At 70.3% G+C, this 16388-nt stretch carries 13 protein-coding genes; 6 read left to right on the top strand and 7 right to left on the bottom strand.

The window, feature by feature from the left end:
- Positions 1–17: 17 nt before the first annotated feature.
- Complete coding sequence (locus ACZ3I3_RS28505; protein ID WP_467369760.1) at positions 18–1475, bottom strand: NCS2 family permease; 1458 nt, start codon at positions 1473–1475, stop codon at positions 18–20.
- Between the two features lie 269 nt (positions 1476–1744).
- Here ACZ3I3_RS28505 and ACZ3I3_RS28500 point away from each other — a divergent pair, with 269 nt between their 5' ends.
- The 5 genes from ACZ3I3_RS28500 (at position 1745) to ACZ3I3_RS28480 (ending at position 6724) form a co-directional block, all read left to right on the top strand.
- A complete protein-coding gene (locus tag ACZ3I3_RS28500) occupies positions 1745–2350 on the top strand; it encodes a SigE family RNA polymerase sigma factor (RefSeq protein ID WP_467369759.1) in 606 nt (201 codons plus the stop codon).
- Positions 2347–3195 carry a hypothetical protein gene (locus ACZ3I3_RS28495; protein ID WP_467369757.1) on the top strand — a complete coding sequence of 283 codons (849 nt, stop codon included), beginning with the start codon at positions 2347–2349 and terminating at the stop codon, positions 3193–3195. The genes ACZ3I3_RS28500 and ACZ3I3_RS28495 overlap by 4 nt, the downstream gene beginning before the upstream one ends.
- 85 nt (positions 3196–3280) lie before the next feature.
- Positions 3281–4114: a pectate lyase gene (locus ACZ3I3_RS28490; protein WP_467369755.1), complete on the top strand. Its 834-nt coding sequence runs from the start codon at positions 3281–3283 to the stop codon at positions 4112–4114.
- A gap of 312 nt (positions 4115–4426) precedes the next feature.
- A complete protein-coding gene (locus ACZ3I3_RS28485) occupies positions 4427–5767 on the top strand; it encodes a prolyl oligopeptidase family serine peptidase (protein ID WP_467369754.1) in 1341 nt (446 codons plus the stop codon).
- A gap of 33 nt (positions 5768–5800) precedes the next feature.
- Positions 5801–6724 (top strand): poly(ethylene terephthalate) hydrolase family protein, encoded by a 924-nt coding sequence (locus tag ACZ3I3_RS28480; protein ID WP_467369752.1) that lies wholly within the window; start codon positions 5801–5803, stop codon positions 6722–6724.
- A 19-nt stretch (positions 6725–6743) separates the two neighbouring features.
- Here ACZ3I3_RS28480 and ACZ3I3_RS28475 read toward each other — a convergent pair whose 3' ends face one another.
- The gene (locus ACZ3I3_RS28475) at positions 6744–7898 is read right to left on the bottom strand and encodes a right-handed parallel beta-helix repeat-containing protein (protein WP_467369750.1); all 1155 of its coding nucleotides are present in this window, start codon (positions 7896–7898) and stop codon (positions 6744–6746) included.
- 248 nt (positions 7899–8146) lie between these two features.
- Between ACZ3I3_RS28475 and ACZ3I3_RS28470 the strand changes: the two genes are divergently transcribed.
- On the top strand, positions 8147–10354 hold the full coding sequence (locus tag ACZ3I3_RS28470) for a glycoside hydrolase family 43 protein (protein ID WP_467369748.1): 2208 nt from the start codon (positions 8147–8149) through the stop codon (positions 10352–10354).
- Positions 10355–10357: 3 nt separating this feature from the next.
- On the opposite strand, the gene ACZ3I3_RS28465 is transcribed toward ACZ3I3_RS28470, so the two are convergent.
- From ACZ3I3_RS28465 to ACZ3I3_RS28445, 5 genes are all read right to left on the bottom strand, one after another.
- Positions 10358–11515, bottom strand: coding sequence for a dienelactone hydrolase family protein (locus ACZ3I3_RS28465; protein WP_467369746.1), 1158 nt, complete (start codon positions 11513–11515; stop codon positions 10358–10360).
- Complete coding sequence (locus ACZ3I3_RS28460; protein ID WP_467369744.1) at positions 11502–12767, bottom strand: pectate lyase family protein; 1266 nt, start codon at positions 12765–12767, stop codon at positions 11502–11504. The genes ACZ3I3_RS28465 and ACZ3I3_RS28460 overlap by 14 nt, the downstream gene beginning before the upstream one ends.
- On the bottom strand, positions 12760–13791 hold the full coding sequence (locus ACZ3I3_RS28455; RefSeq protein WP_467369742.1) for a pectinesterase family protein: 1032 nt from the start codon (positions 13789–13791) through the stop codon (positions 12760–12762). Before ACZ3I3_RS28455 ends, ACZ3I3_RS28460 begins: the two co-directional genes overlap by 8 nt.
- A complete protein-coding gene (locus ACZ3I3_RS28450; protein WP_467369740.1) occupies positions 13792–14922 on the bottom strand; it encodes a pectinesterase family protein in 1131 nt (376 codons plus the stop codon).
- A gap of 144 nt (positions 14923–15066) precedes the next feature.
- Positions 15067–16386: a pectate lyase family protein gene (locus ACZ3I3_RS28445; protein WP_467369739.1), complete on the bottom strand. Its 1320-nt coding sequence runs from the start codon at positions 16384–16386 to the stop codon at positions 15067–15069.
- Positions 16387–16388 lie beyond the last annotated feature (2 nt).

Raw genomic sequence — 16388 nt, 5'->3', positions numbered from 1 at the left:
GGGGGCGGCCCTTCTCGCTACTTGGCTCCCAGGAGCTGCTCGATCGGGTCGATCGCGAAGTACACGAGGAACAGCGCCGAGGTCCCCCACAGCAGCCAGTGGACCTCCTTGGCCTTGCCGAGCACGGTCTTGATGACGACGTAGGCGAGGAAGCCGGCGCCGATGCCGTTGGTGATGGAGTAGGTGAACGGCATCACGGCGATGGTGAGGAACGCGGGGATGGCGATGTCGTAGCGGTCCCAGTCGATGTGCTTGACCTGGGTCATCATCAGGAAGCCGACGGCGACCAGGGCGGGGGCGGCCGCCTGGAGCGGGACGATGGTGAGCAGCGGGGTCAGGAACAGCGCGAGGCCGAACAGTGAGCCGGTGACCAGGTTGGAGAAGCCGGTGCGCGAGCCCTCTCCGACGCCGGCGGCGGACTCGATGTAGGAGGTCGCCGAGGAGGCCGAGGCCGCGCCGCCCGCGACCGCCGCGGCGCCGTCGATCAGCAGCACCCGGCCGAGGTTCGGGACCTTGCCCTCCTCGTCGAGCAGGCCCGCTTCGGCGCTGATGCCGACGACCGTGCCCATGGTGTCGAAGAAGTCCGACAGGATCAGGGTGAAGATCAGCAGCACGACGGTGATGACCCCGACGCCGGGGGCGCTGAAGGCACCGAACAGGTCGAAGTCGCCGATGAGTCCGAAGTCGGGGGCGTCGACGAGCTGGTCGGGCCAGGACGGTGTGGTCAGGCCCCAGCTCTTGATGTCGGCTATGGAGTTGATCACTATCGCCAATGCCGTCATGGTGACGATGCTGATCAGGATGGCGCCCTTGACCTTGCGGGCGAGCAGGCCGATCGTCAGCAGAACGCCGAGGCAGAAGACGAGAATCGGCCAGCCGGTGAGCGTTCCCGTGCCGCCCAGCTGAACCGGCACGGTGGTGTTCGCGGCGTCCGGGATGCGGCTGACGAACCCGGCGTCGACGAAGCCGATGAAGGCGATGAACAGGCCGATGCCGACGCTGATCGCCTGCTTGAGCGGCTGGGGTATGGCGTGCATGACAGCCTCGCGCAGGCCGGTCACCACCAGCACGCAGATCAGCAGGCCTTCGAGGACGATCAGGCCCATCGCGTCGTCCCAGCTCATCAGCGGGGCGATCTGGAAGGCGACCACGGCGTTCAGGCCGAGTCCGGCGGCAAGCGCGAGGGGCAGATTGCCGCCCACGCCCATGATGATCGTCATGACGGCGGCCACCAGAGCGGTGGCGGTGGTGAGCTGGACGGCGTCCAGCTGGTGCCCGAACTTGTCCTTCGCGCTGCCCAGGATGATGGGATTCAGGACAAGGATGTAGGCCATCGTGAAGAACGTGGCGAAGCCGCCGCGTATCTCACGGCCGAAGGTGGATCCCCGGTCGGAGATCTTGAAGAACCGGTCGACGCTGTTCACCGCCGGTGGTGCGGCGTCGGGCCGGTCGGCCACCTTCTGCGATTCGGACATGACTGGTGCTCCTCGGTGCCTGGGTGATCGGTGTGCGGATGCTGGCTGGATTGTTCCCGCGTTGAACCACGTTCAGGTTTTCTTCGTGTTACGGAATCAGAGTCCGGCCTGCCATACGCCGTTCGAAGCTCCGTACGAACCGTCCTGAGAACGCTGCTACGCTTCCCGATCTCGTCCGGACCTCCCCCGGATGATCACATGTCATCTACATGACACTCACCGGCACCCCAGCCCGGAGTGCCCGAAGCCGCTGCGAGGAGAGGTCGCCCGTGGGCACAGTCGTCGACGACGCCGCCTCCGTGGAGTTCCACGCCTTCTTCGAGCGTCACTACGCCGAACTGTCCCGCCTGGCCTATCTGCTGACGGGCGAGTCGGACACCGCCGACGATCTGGCGGCGGACGCGTTGCTGGCGCTGTGGCACCGCTGGGACCGGGTGCGCGCGGCCGACCATCCGGCGGCGTACGCGCGCGGTGTGGTCACCAACCTGGCCCGCACCCGGATCCGCAGCGCCGTGCGGGAACGACGGCGCATCGCCCTGTTCTGGTCGCAGCGCGAGGAGAACACCGAGAACCCGGACGTCGCGGGCGTGGTCGACGTCCAGGAGGCGTTGCGCAGACTGCCGTTCCGCAAGCGGGCCTGTGTGGTGCTGCGGCACGCCTTCGACCTCTCGGAGAAGGACACCGCGCTCGCCCTCGGCGTCTCGGTGGGTACGGTGAAGAGCCAGACCTCCAAGGGAATGGCCGAACTCCAGCGGTTGCTGGGCACACAGGGGCTACCGCAGCGGATGCACGCGGCGGTGGGCGCTCCCCGCTGCTCGCCGGCCGTGGAAAGCTTGCGGGCGCGCACCGGTGAGGGCGGAGGAAGGGACCGATGACCATGCGGCGGGACGTGCACGAGGAGCTGCGCGCCCGGCTGCACGAGGCGGCCGGGACGCACCAGCCCGACCGGGAGCAGATCCTGGCCCGGGTCGAGCGCGGCATGGCCGGTCCGGCCGGCTCCGGCCACCGGGCGACGCGTCCGCCGGTGTTCGGGTGGATGCGGGTGGCCGGTGCGACGGCCGCGGTGGCGGGCGTGCTGGCGGTGGGCGGTTACGCGGTCGCGTCCGCGGTGAAGGAGGAGACCACCGCCCCGCAGCAGCAGGGCGTGGCGACCTCCCCGACACCCACGCCGTCACCGGAGGCGACGAGCCGGGCCCCCGCGCCGCCGGTGGATCCCACGCCGTCGGCCCCGCCGGAGCGCCGCGAGTCCGCTCCGCCGCCCTCGCGGACGCCGAGCACCTCCGTCACCGGGCGCCCGCCGGCCGCCACCGAGGACGGGCCGCTGTGGTCGGACGGCTCGGTCGACCCGCACAGCAACGACTTCTGGGCGCAGAGCAACGTCACGATCAAGACGCGCGAGGAACTGACCGCGCTGACCGTGCGGTTGAGCGTCGCCCAGACCGGCGGGGTCTCCGACGCGGGCGCCTGGCGGTCGCTGCCCGAGCAGGACTTCAGGCTCACGGTCGGCGAGCGCGACGGCTTCCTCGTCTACACCTGGACCCTGAAGGAGGGCCGCAAGGTCCCGGCGGGCGAGTGGGTGTTCGCGGGCCAGTTCGACCACGAGCGCGGCGGCCGTGACGCCGGTGCCGACCGCTACACGGTGACGGGCGCCGCCGGTGCGCAGCGGCTGTCCGTGGGCGGCGGTTTCGCGGCCGTGGACGACGCCGACGACGACTCGTGAAAAAAATCTGAAGACGCGGCAACCCTTTCCTCGCGGGTGGCGACCACCAGGCGCAAGATTCACCCCCCCCATGAGGAATCGGTACATGACTGCACCAGCAGAACAGCGCGTCCGCCACCGCCGCCGGGTCAACAAGCGGCGGGCCATGATCGCCGGGTTAGCCGCCTTCGGCATCACGGGAGCGGCGGTCGTCACCACGTCGATGCTGTCCACCGCGGGCGCCGCGACCCCCTGGCCCACGGACAAGGGCAAGACGCCCGTGTCGAAGACCATCCCGGTCTCCGGTGTCCGCGACGGCGGCATGAAGATGTTCTACGGCACCGGCGCGCTCGGCGGCGACGGCCAGGACGAGGGCCAGGACCCCATCTTCGAGCTGGCCGACGGCGCGGTGCTCAAGAACGTCATCATCGGCACCCCGGCCGCGGACGGCGTGCACTGCAAGGGCAGCTGCACGCTGCAGAACGTGTGGTGGACGGACGTCGGCGAGGACGCGGCCAGCTTCAAGGGCAAGTCGTCGTCGGCCGTGTACAAGGTGATCGGCGGTGGCGCGAAGAACGCCGACGACAAGGTGTTGCAGTTCAACGGCGCCGGGACGCTGAACGTGTCGGGTTTCCAGGTGCAGAACGCCGGGAAGCTGGTGCGCTCCTGCGGCAACTGCAAGACGCAGTACAAGCGCACGGTCGTGCTGAACGACATCGACGTGACGGCGCCGATGAACTCGATCGTCGGCGTGAACGCCAACTACGGCGACACGGCCACGCTGTCGAAGATCCGCATCCACGGCGACAGCAAGAAGAAGATCAAGACGTGTGTGCGCTTCGAGGGCAACAACACCGGCAAGGAGCCCAAGGAGCTGACCCCGCCCGGCCCGGACGGCAAGACCTGCAAGTTCAAGGCCTCGGACATCAGCTACCAGTGATGCCGCAGCACATGTGAGCTCCGGCCGGCCCTGATCCCCCCTTGGGCCGGCCGGATGCCGGGTGTCCGGGCCCCCAGCCGGACCTCCCGGCACCCCCGGCCCTCCGGAGCCCCCCTCCGGACGGCCGACAGCCGCCCCCGCCGGTGCGAACCGGCGGGGGCGTCGTCGTACCTGCCTGGGCACCCTCTTGAATTGATGCGCCTATCGCATGGACAGATCTCGGTTTGATGCTGGACACGGATCCCGTGGTGCTCCGAAACTCTCGCGTAACACCTCGGCCCGCCCCCAGCACGATGCCCGAGACGAGGACTCATGAGAGCGATCCCCAGACGTACGGTGCTCGCCGTCACCGCGGGCGCGGTCGCGGCGCCGGCCGTAAGCACATCGGCCACGGCAGCCCCGCCCGAAGTGCGGCAAGCCGTCTCAGGTCCCCACCCGGTCCTGCGGACGGACCTCCTCACGCAGGTGACGCCGAGGAACAACTGGCTGGTGACAGCGGTCGCCCTCCAGTACGCGCACCGCATCGACCTACGCGGCAGGACGGTCCCGCCCACCGCCTTCCAGGTGCGGGCCACCGTGGGCGGACGGACAGCGGCCCGTACGGTGACCCGGGTCCACACCGACACCTCCGGCCGCCTGATCATCGAGCTCGATCCCAACGACGCCAACGCGAGGGCGGTCGGCACCACCGATCCCCTTCCGCTCGACCGTGCCTACTCCGTCAGACAGGTGGCGGACGTGCGCACCCCGGAGGGTGAAACGGTCCTTCAGGCCGGTCCGTTCGCGCACCGCAACGACGACGTCGTCACGCCCGTGGCCGACGACTTCACCGCCGGTTCCTTCACCGACTCCGCAGGCTTCGAACTGGACTTCCGGCTGTACCGGCCCGCGGGATTCCTGCGGAACCCGCGGACCCGCACCCGGTACCCGCTCGCCGTCACCCTGCACGGCGGCGGCGAGGTCGCGGACAACAACATGACCCAGCTCACCTCCAACCGCATCGCGGTCACGTTCGCCAAACCGGAACGACAGCGCCGCAACCCCGCGTTCGTCCTCTCTCCGCAGATCCCCCTGCCGCGTCCCATGGACGGACCCGACGGCACGGACTGGACCGACGCGAAGGTGCAGGCCGCGCTGATCGAACTCATCGACACCTTCGTGCGCGAGCACTCGGGCCACGTGGACACGGGCCGGCTGTATCTGGTCGGCCTGTCCTCGGGCGGTCGCGGCATCTACAGCCTGCTGGCCAAGCGGCCGGATGTGTTCGCGGCTGCCCTGCCCACGGCCGGCTGGGGCGACGCGGCCGCCATGGAAAGGATCACGCACATCCCGATCTGGGCCGACCACTCGGTCGACGACCCGGTCGTCCCCTACCGGGAGGGCCGGTTCGGCAACCCCGGCACCTGGACCCTGATGAACGCACTGGAGACCGCCGGTGCGCGGGTCACCCGTGGGGAGTGGGCCAACGACCTGCCGAAGACGGAGTTCGAGGCCCGGTCGCGGGCCCTCCTGCGGCAGGCCCGGGCCGCGCGCAGCCATGTGCTGTTCACGAGCTACACGGCCGGAACGACACCGGTGAGCCCGCACCTGTCCTGGGCCCAGACGTACGAGAACGACGTGGTCATCGACTGGCTCTTCGCACAGTCCCGCTAGCCGGCCGCTCTCATCACATCCGGAGGTAGAGCAATGCGTCCCCGCAGTCGTTCCACCCGCACCAGCGCGCCGTTACGGACCCGGTCCCGTCCCCTGACGGCGCTGATCGCACTGGCGACCACCATCGGCTTGGCGCTGACCCTGCTGACGGCCACCGCCGCGCCGGCGACCGCCGCCGGCATCCCGTCCCCGACGACCGCCTCCCTGGAGGCCGCCGACGGGCCGCTGGCCACCGCCACCTACACCGTCCCCCGCCCGAGCGGGTACGGCTCGGGCACGGTCACGTATCCCACGGCCAGGGGCTCGTACCCGGGCGTCGTGCTGATGCCGGGCTACCAGGGCACCCAGGAGAACCTGCGGTGGCTGGCACCCCGCCTCGCTTCCTGGGGCTTCGTCGTCATCAACGTCGGAACGAACACACTCACCGACGATCCCGAATCGCGCGGCCGGCAGATCAGGGCCGCGGGCACCCAGTTGCTCGCGCTCGGCAAGGCCCCCCGCAACCCCTTGTCGGGGAAGCTCAACGGCACCCTGGGCGCGGCCGGTCACTCGATGGGCGGCGGTGGCGTCATGGCGGCCCTCCGGGACGACCCCCGCTTCCGGGCGGGCGTGCCGACTGCCCCGTACCACCCGAACGGGAACTTCTCCTCGGTCACCGAGCCCACCTTCTTCCTGACCTGCCAGAGCGACCCCGTCGCCCACGGCGACACCTTCGCGGTGCCCTGGTACAACTCCATGTCCCGGGCCGAGAAGCTCTACATCGAGGTGCCGGGCGACCATCTGTGCCCGATGACGGGCTACGGCGACAAGGCCAAGCAGGGCAAGTGGATCGTGTCGTTCTTCAGCCTCTGGCTGCGTGCCGACACCCGCTTCGGCCCGTTCCTGTGCGGCCCGGCTCGTGAGGCCGACAAGAACGACACCTCCCTGGTCACCCGCTGGACGGACACCTGCCGGTGACCAGCCGGAGGGACACGACCTAGTCCATCGTCGACCCGATGGCCGTGGAGCCGGTCGTCAGGAACGTCGTCGCGGGGAGGGCGCCGTCCGCCCCGCGCGCGGCGTGCGCGCTTGTCGCGTTGGTCGACCTGAAGGGCGGGGTGGCGATGCCGCTGTCCCAGTTGTTGCCGGCGGAGGCGGCCGCGGAGCCCAGCTTCGCGGGGCCGCCCTTGTCGCTCACGGCGAGGTTCTTGCCGAGGCGGGCCTTGCCGGTGGCGAAGGAGAAGCCGTTGTGGGCGTTGGCGTACGCGGTGTTGCGGTTCAGGGCGATGGCGCCGGTGTTGGAGTTCTCGGTGAAGCCGTGCTGCGTGTTGTCCCAGGCGGCGTTGTCGTTGACGACGTGGGCGACGGAGGCTCCCCCGCCGCCCAGTTCGAAGCCGTTGCCGTTGCCCTCGAAGGCCGGGTCGCTCCAGCGGTTCTCGCCGTTGCCGAAGGCCCAGGAGTGCTCGACGGTGACCGGTGAGGAGAACTGCCACAGGTCGAGGCCGTCGTCGGAGTTGTCGTACAGCCGGGCGCCGGTGATCCTGTTGCCCGTGCCGGAGCCGAACTTGACGGCGATGCCGTCGGCGTTCTGGCCGTGGCCGGCGGGGTCGTAGTTGCCGTGGCTGTCCAGGTTCTGCACGAGGTTGCCGGTGGTGCCGTCGCCGCGCAGGGTGAAGCCGGAGTCGCCGTTGTCCGCGGTGACGAGGTTCCTGAAGACGCCGCCGGCCGAGGAGGTGGCGACGAAGCCCTGGGCCGGGGAGTTGACGAAGGCGAGGTTCTCCACGGTCCAGTAGTCGCCGTGGATGCCGGCCAGCCAGGAGCCGTCGGGCAGCTTCGAGCCGTCGATCCGGACCTTCTCGGCGCCGTACGCCCGCAGCGTGATGCGCGCGGAACTCGTGCCGTTCGCCGTGGACTCGAGGGTCGCGGCCGGATGGTAGGTGCCGCCGCGGACCTGGATGACCGTACCGGCGGTGGCGTTCTTCACGGCCGCTTCGAGCTGGGCCGTGGTGGAGACGGTGACCGTCGACGAGGCGGCCTGCGCGCCGCCGCCCGAGAGCCCGAGATAGACGCCGCCCGCCCCCGAGGCACAGACCACCGCCGCGGCGATGGCGAGCGTGCGGGTCCTGCGGTGGCGTCCGGTGCTGAGCAGCACGGGGCGTTCCTTTCCTAGGCGATGGGGCCGGAAAGGGTCCGCGAGGGGCCCGCTCCGGACCGTTTCCGCCCAGCAGTCGCCGCTGCGCGCCGAAAGGGTTGCCGCCGTCACGTGCACGGGCGTGTCCCGGTCTCCGAAAGTTTCGGAACCACCGGCCTCATGCACACCCGTTGACGCCCTGTCCCCGGCCGGTGAAACTCCGAGGGCCGCTATCCAACAGAATCCCCCAGACTCCGACAGGAAGTGTCATGCGCCCCCGCACGCTTCTGCTTCCGTTCGTGGCCCTGACCGGCCTCCTCCTGACTCTTCTCACGGCGCCACCGGGCGCCGCGGACTCCGGAGCACCACCCGTGAAGCACTCCAAGTACGCCGGCTATCTCTTCGCCTACTTCACGGGCGAGGGCACCGCCGACGGCGAGCAGATCCGTTACGCCCTCAGCCGGGGCAACGACGCGCTGCACTGGCGTGAGCTGAACGCCGGCAAGCCGGTCCTGACGTCGACGATCGGCGAGAAGGGCCTGCGCGACCCGTTCGTGATCCGCTCCCCCAAGGGCGACAAGTTCTTCCTGATCGCCACCGACCTGCGGATGTACAAGAACTCCAGCGGCAGCTGGGACCAGGTGCAGCGGCACGGCAGCAAGTCGATCATGGTCTGGGAGTCCACCGACCTGGTCAACTGGACCGACCAGCGCCTGGTGAAGGTCTCCCCGGACAACGCGGGCAACACCTGGGCCCCGGAGGCCTACTGGGACGACGAACTCGGTGAGTACGTCGTCTTCTGGGCGTCGAAGCTGTACGCCGACGACGACCCGGACCACAAGGGCAACACGTACAACAAGATGATGTACGCGACGACCAAGGACTTCCGGACCTTCAGCGAGCCGAAGATCTGGAACGACCCCGGCTACTCGGTGATCGACTCCACGGTCGTGAAGTACAAGGACGAGTACTACCGCTACACCAAGGACGAGCGGGACCCCAGCTCCTCCAGCCCCTGCTCCAAGTTCATCACCGGTGAGAAGTCGACGTCCCTGACCTCGACGAAGTACGAGTTCGTGGCCGACTGCATCGGCAAGGGCGCGATGGACCGCGGTGAGGGCCCGACGGTGTTCAAGTCGAACACCGAGAAGAAGTGGTACCTCTTCAGCGACGAGTACGGCGGCCGCGGCTACATCCCGTTCGAGACCACCGACCTCGCCTCGGGCAAGTGGACCCCGTCCACGGACTACCAGCTCCCGGCGAGCCCCCGGCACGGCACGGTGCTCCCGGTGACGCAGAAGGAGTACGACCGGCTGCTGGCGGCCTACCCGAGCTCCCCCACCTCCGTGGTGGACGCGACGGCCAAGCACCAGAAGGGCTACTCGATCGTCACGGAGAGCACCTCGAAGGTCGTCCTCCCGATGGAGCCCAACGCCGAACTGCGGGGCCTCGCCCCGAAGCTGTGGGTCGGTGAGGGCGCCACGCTGAGCCCGAGGTCCGGCACCCGGCGCGACTTCCGCAAGCCCCAGAAGTACACCGTGACGGCGGCCGACGGCACCAAGCGCACCTGGACGGTCGAGGCGGTCCGCACCCGCAGCCCCATGCTGCCCGGCCTGAACGCCGACCCGGACGTGCACTACCTCAACGGCAGGTACTGGATCTACCCGACGACGGACGGCTTCCAGGGCTGGAGCGGCACCAAGTTCAAGGCGTACTCGTCGAAGGACCTGGTCCACTGGAAGGACCACGGCGTCATCGTCGACCTCGGGCCGGACGTGACCTGGGCCGACAAGTACGCCTGGGCGCCCGCGATCGCCGAGCGGAACGGCAAGTACTACTTCTACTTCTGCGCCGAGCAGCAGATCGGCGTGGCGGTGGCCGACTCCCCCGCCGGCCCCTTCAAGGACGCGCTCGGCAAGCCGCTGGTCGCCAAGGGCGGGGCGCTCAAGGGCCAGATGATCGACCCGTCGGTCTTCACGGACGACGACGGCCAGGCGTACCTGTACTGGGGCAACGGCCGCGGGTACGTCGTGCCGCTGAACGACGACATGGTGTCCTTCGACGCGTCGAAGGTGCAGGACATCACCCCGGACAACTTCCGCGAGGGCTCCTTCGTGATCAAGCGGAAGGGCACGTACTACTTCATGTGGTCGGAGGACGACACCCGCAGCGAGAACTACCACGTGGCGTACGCGACGGGTCCGTCCCCGCTCGGCCCGTGGACCAAGCGCGGGACGATCCTCGAGAAGCGGCCCGAGTACGGCATCCTCGGCACCGGTCACCACTCGGTGGTGAACACCCCCGGCACCGACGACTGGTACATGGTCTACCACCGCTTCGCCCTCAACGGCCCCGGCAGGCCGGGCGGCGACGGCATGCACCGGGAGACCACCATCGACCGCATGGAGTTCGCGGCCGACGGCAGCATCAAGCCGGTGGTGCCGACCCTGGAGGGCGTCGACCCGGTACGGCGATGAGCCTCACAGGACGTCGTCGAGCCAGCTGAAGACCTCGTCCTGCATCTCCTGGGTGAAGACGTGGCCGAACTCCGGCCACGTCTTCATCCGTATCCGGTCCTCGGCGTGGCGCGAGCGCCAGACGGCCCGCAGCTTGTCGTACGCGACCCGTACGCCCTCGGCCGGGAACAGCGTGTCGAGCCCGCCGTTGAGGAACAGCATCGGCCGGGGCGCGGCGATGCTCGCCACGTCGGGGATGTCGAGGTGCCGGGCGAGACCCGGGTGCAGCATGTAGTAAGCCGACTGCCCGCGCAGCGTGTTGTTGCCGGGCACCATCATCTCCTTCAGACCGGTCATCCAGCACACACTCGCGGTGGCCGCGATGTGGTCGCTGAGGGCGGCGGTCTGCCAGGCGCGGTAGGCGCCCATCGAGAAGCCGACGGCCGCGACCCGCCGGGCGTCCACCCGGTCGAGTCCCGCCAGGAAGGCGGCGGCCCGCTGGTCCTCCCGGGCCATGAGCCCGGCGAGCGAGGAGCCCAGGTTGTAGAAGGTGGAGGCGAGGGCCTGCTGCTGCTCGTAGGCGAGCGGGCCGCGGTCGCCCCAGCCGAGCGCGTCCAGGCACAGCACCACGTAGCCGCGCCGCGCCAGTTCGTCGCCGACGAACCGCCCGCTGAAGTACTTGTCCGCCCAGGCCCGGGCGGAGGCGAGACGCGTGTCGTCGTACCAGGGACGGACGAGTTTCTCCTTCCCGATGTCGAACCTCGCGCCGTGGTCGTGCAGGAGCAGCACGGCGGGGAAGGGCCCGCGGCCGTGCGGGGTGAGCAGGGCACCGCGCACGCGTTCGTAGCGGGTGAGGGAGACGGTGACCAACTCCCTTGTGTATCCCTCTCCCTGAGCACGACCGGCGACCTCCGGGGCGTACGGCGTCCCGTCCTGCCGTTCGACGAGCAGGTGCTCCTCGACCGTGGCCCGGGCGGCGCGCCGCCAGGCGCGGAAGTCGCGGACCGGGGATCTCCCCCAGGCGAGCGGGAACCTGAGGGCGTCCTTCAGTGCGGGGTGGAAGTCGGGCAGCGGGCCCTCCACGACCGCTGCCTCCGCCCCGCTCACCGCTCCCCCGGCCAGCAGCGCCGTGCCCGCCCCGACCACGAACGTCCGCCGGCCGAGCGGCTCATGGGTGCCCATATGACCTCCCTGTTCCGGCGTGCCGCAGCACGTATCGCTCGATTGCCGACGGGGACGTCAGGGCGCGGTAGTCGTACACATCGGCGGGGTCCCAGCCGACGTCGGTCCCGAGGCCGAGACCGCTCGCCACGGCGTTGAGCCGGGCGGGCCGGCCGTTGAACCAGGAGCCGGTGTCGCGGAACCGTTCGCCCCCGTAGTCCGCGACGGCGAGCGACGGCCGTCCCCCGGGATACCGGAAGACGTTGCGCTCGGAGAAGATCGCGGACTCGACGCCCACCCCCAGGGCGTAGAGAGGCGCCTGCCCCCGGTGGACGTTGTTGACGACGTGCACCTGCCCGAAGCGGACCCGCGGGGCGCGCTGCACGATGCCGCTGAACAGGTTGCGGACGAAGGTCACCTTGAGGTGCCCCCGGTCCCGGTCGCCGCGTCCGTCGCCCGACCCGATGAGGATCGCCTTGTCGTGGTCCTCGAACCGGCTGTCGGAGACCGTGACGAAGTCGGAGCCGTCCTCGATGTCCAGCAGCCCGTCGTGCCGCTGCACGCGCTCGCCGTGGAACCCGAGGGGCGCCTCGCGGTCGGGGTACCGGCCGTCGGTGAAGGTGCAGTGGTCGATCCAGATGTTCTTGCCGGTGATCACGGTGAGCGCGTCGAAGCGGGCGTTCCAGCTACCGCGTGCGCCGTCGCCCGGGGACCAGCTGGTGAAGTGGTCGACGGGCGCCTCCAGGTGCAGGTTGCGCACGACGATGTTGCTGCCGGTGTTGACCGTCAGGAACACCCCGAGCAGGCGGGCGTCGCGTCCCACGCCGACGAGGGTGGTGTTGCTCGGCACGGTGAGCTGGATCTGCGCCTTCTCCTTGTTCGACCCGGTCTGGCGCAGCTGCCGCTGCTGCTTGCAGTACTCGAAGCGGGTGTCGGACCAGACGGCGCCGTCCTCGCCGAAGCAGGACATGTACCTGCGGAGGTCGTATCCGGGCGCGTAGTCCTGCTCGCCGAGCAGGGAACCGTCGTCGCTCTCGTGGCCGTTGATGTCGCCGACGACGCGGATCACCTTGGGCGCGGTGGGATCGCCGCCGTTCGCGAGGGCGGTCTCGAGTTCGGCGCGGGTGTCCACCGTCCAGGTCCGGCCGCCCGCCCCGCCGCTGGTGCCGGAGCCGGCCGAGGCCCAGCCGACGGGGGCGCGTTCGGCGGCGGAGGCAGGCGAGGCCGGCCAGAGCAGGCAGAGACCGAGGAGGAGCGCGGCGGCCCTACGCACAGGGCCGCCAGTCGCCGAGATACGTCTGCCTGGTGTGGAGCGCGACCTGCGCGCGGCCGAGCTGGGGCCGGTTCTCCGGCACGGAGACGGCGGCGCCCGGCCCGGTGTTGCGGTGCTCGGCGAACCGCATCGACTGCCAGGGATGGGCCTCGCGCATGTTGGTGTACGGGGCCACCGCGTCGATGCCCGGCCCGATCCGGGTCTCCCGCACCACCAGCGACGGCCAGGCCGTGGTCTCGTACGACGGCACCCAGGGCCGGGCCAGCTTGTAGGCACCGTCCTCGGCTCCGGAGGTGATGCGGCAGCGGACGGCGAGGATGCCGTACGGGTTCGCCCGGGCCGTGGAGGGCGCGAAGACCATGCCCTTCGGGGTGAAGTCCACGTCCCGCGCCAGCGTGCGGAAGTGGCACTGCTCGAACACGGCGGTCGCCCGCCCGAAGACGAAGTCGACGTCGCCCTCGATGTAGCAGTGCCGGAAGTACTTCCGGTCGAAGGCGCCGAGCGCGGTGGTGTCGACGAAGAGGGTGTCCTGGTGGGCCAGGAGCCGGACGTTCTCGAAGCGGGTGCGGTCGCCGTACGTGTACGCCGCGACCGCCTGGGTGCCGGTGATGTCGGGATGGTCGGCGCGCAGCCAGTCGTTGGCCAGGGTCAGGTCGCGGACGGTCAGCCCGGGGGCCGCCGAGGTGAAGGTCGCGGAGCCGGCCGTGCCGTAGGTGCCCGAGCCGTCAGGCCTCGGGGTGCCATTGGCGTTGTCGTAGACGATGACGACGTCCCGCGGGTCCCGGGTGGCGCCCCTGAGGGTCAGTCCGGTCTTTTCCGGCGGGACGCCGACGACCTCGCGGTACGTCCCCGGGTGCACGACGACGGTCCAGCCGGGGCCGTCCACGGCGTCCACGGCGGCCTGCACGGACTCGCCGGGGCGGACGTGCAGGACGCGGCGACGGGCGGGTGCGGCGAAGGCGGGTGCGGCGCCGGTGGCGACGAGGCCGCCGGCGAATCCGGTGAGCAGGGTGCGCCGGTGCACTCAGCACACCTCCTTCCACGGCTCCCAGTCGCCGAGCCAGGCGGCGCGGGTCGCCGACCGGGCCTGCCGGGAGGTGAGCTGGGGCCGGTTGGCGGGGACGGAGATGTCCGCGCCCGGTCCGGTGTTGCGGTACTCGGCGAAGCGCTGGCCCTGCCACGGAAAGGAGTCCGACATGTTGGTGTAGGGCGCGACCGCGTCGATGCCCGGGCCGAGCCAGGTGTCCCGGACGGTGAGCATGGGACGGGCGGTGGGGTCGGAGCTGGGCACCCAGGGGCGGGCGAGCTTGTAATGGCCGTCGGGAGCCTCGCTGTCGACGCGGCTCCTGGTCACCAGGTACCCGAGCGGGTTGGCGGCGGCCGTCGACGGGGCGAAGACGAAGCCGTACGGGGCCGCCGACAGGTCGGTCCGGTTCAGGGTCCGGAAGCGGCACTGCTCGAAGACGGCGGTCGCCCGCCCGAAGACGAAGTCGACGTCGCCCTCGGCGTAGCAGTGGGCGAAGTACTGGCGGGCGAAGGTGCCCAGCGCCATCGAGTCGGCGTACAGGGTGTCCTGGTGGCCGAGGAACCGGCAGTGGTGGAAGGCGGACCGGTCGCCCTGGACCTTGAGGGCGACGGCCTGGGTGCCGGTGATGCCGGGGTGGTCGGCGCGCAGCCAGTCGTTGGCGAAGGTGATCCAGCGGGCGGTGAAGCCGTCGGCCTGCACGGTGGCGGTGGCGGAACCGGTGGTCCCGTAGGTGCCGCCGCCGGGCTTGGGCGTCCCGGCCGCGTTGTCGTACACGATGACGACGTCACGGGGGTTCTCGCTCGACCCGATCCAGGTCATCCCGGTACGGCCGGGATCGACGGCGACGGTCTGCCGGTAGACGCCCGGGGCGATGACGAGGGTGTGTCCGCTGCCGGTCGCGGCGGCCACGGCGTCCCGGACGGTGGTGAAGTCACCGGCGCCGCCCGGGTGGACGTACACGGTCTTCGGATCGCGGCGCGCGGCCGGTGAGCCGTACCGGCCGAACGGGCGCGGCCGGGTACCGGCGGCCCGCGCGGGGGCGGCGGTGAGGCCGACGCCGGCACCCGCTGCGGCGCTCGCGGCGAGGAACGTCCGGCGGGAGAGGGAGACATGGGGCTGCGAGAGCATACGGCTGCTCCTTCGCGGTGCGGCTGGTGCGGGATGGCTGTTGCGGGGTGGCTGTTGCGGGGTGGCTGTTGCGGGGAAGGAAAGGGCCGGGGCGGGGGTGCGATGCGGGCCGCCCCGGCCGGTTCACGTGCCGGTCGGGTCAGGTCAGCACACGCGGCCCGCGCCCGCGCGGGCGCCGACGATGCCCGGGACCGCCTTCGCCGGGTCGACACCGGCCCGCAACGTCGGCGTCCAGCCGGCGCCCGACTGGAGCGTCTCCCCGGGGATCTCCGCGTTGTGCACGGCGATCAGGTCGACGGCCTTGCCGTTGACGACGTTCGCGTTCGCGGTGACCGGCGCCTCGTTCCACTTCTTGAGGATCTTCGCCGGGCTGATGCCCTGTGCCAGCGTGAACGCGTTGTGCTCGGCGACGAGCCGGGACTCCTTGCCGATGCCGTAGACGTAACCCCACTTCTGGCCCTTGGTGACCACGAAGTGGTTGTTGTACGAGTCGACCTGCCCGAACCGCACCCGCGGCGCCCGCTCGACGATGCCCTCGAAGCGGTTGTGGTGCAGCGTGACCTTGAGTTTGCCCGTGTCGTCGGCGGTGGCGCTGTCGCTGTTGCCGATCAGCATGGTCTTGTCGTGGTCCTTGAAGGAGTTCCAGGACACGGTGACGTGGTTCGAGCCGCGGACGACGTCGAGCAGCCCGTCGTGCTGCTGGTAGGTCTTGCCGAAGTAGGACGGCAGGGCGCTGTCGGGATGGCGGCCGTCGGTCAGCGTGTTGTGGTCGACCCACACGTGCGTGGAGCCGTAGACCACCACCCCGTCGTACTCGCTGTTCCAGGCGCCGGTCTTGTTGTCGTCGGCCGGGTCCCACTGCGGGAAGCAGTCGACCGGGGCCTCGATGGTCAGGTTCCGGACGATGACGTTGTCGACGCCCTTGATCTGGAGGCTGCCGCCGAGGATCCCGGAGTTCTTGCCCACGCCGATGATGGTGGTGTTGGCGGGGACGATCGCCTTGATGGTCTTGTCCTGCTGGGCGGCGGACGCGGCCCGCAGGTCCTCCTGCTCACCGCTGACCGGCTTGTCGTGCCCCCAGACGGCGGGGTCGTAGGCGGCGAGGTACTTCTGGAAGTCGTACCCCTCGGCCTCGAACGCCTCGCAGCCCTGGGAGACGGCGTCGATCATCCCCTTCACCTTGATGATCCTGGGCGCGGTCCCGCCGTCCTTCAGGGCGGCCCGGAACTGCTCCCAGGTGGTGACGGTGTAGACGTGCGCGGCATCGGCCGCGGCACCGCCCGTGGTACCGGTGCCGTACGCCCCCCACCCGTCATTGGCCCCGAGCGTCTGGCGGGCCACGTCCCGGGGCCCGGCCTGCGCGGCGGTACCGCTGACGGACAGCACGAGCGCGGCACACCCGACCACCGCGGCGGCCTTCACTCCGCCCATTCTGACATGATCATGCCACTTCCGAACGTTCATGG

It is taken from the genome of Streptomyces sp. NPDC016851, from assembly GCF_055562795.1.
The sequence above is the reverse complement of the archived record's forward strand: the minus strand, read 5'-3'. Positions and strand labels throughout refer to the sequence as shown.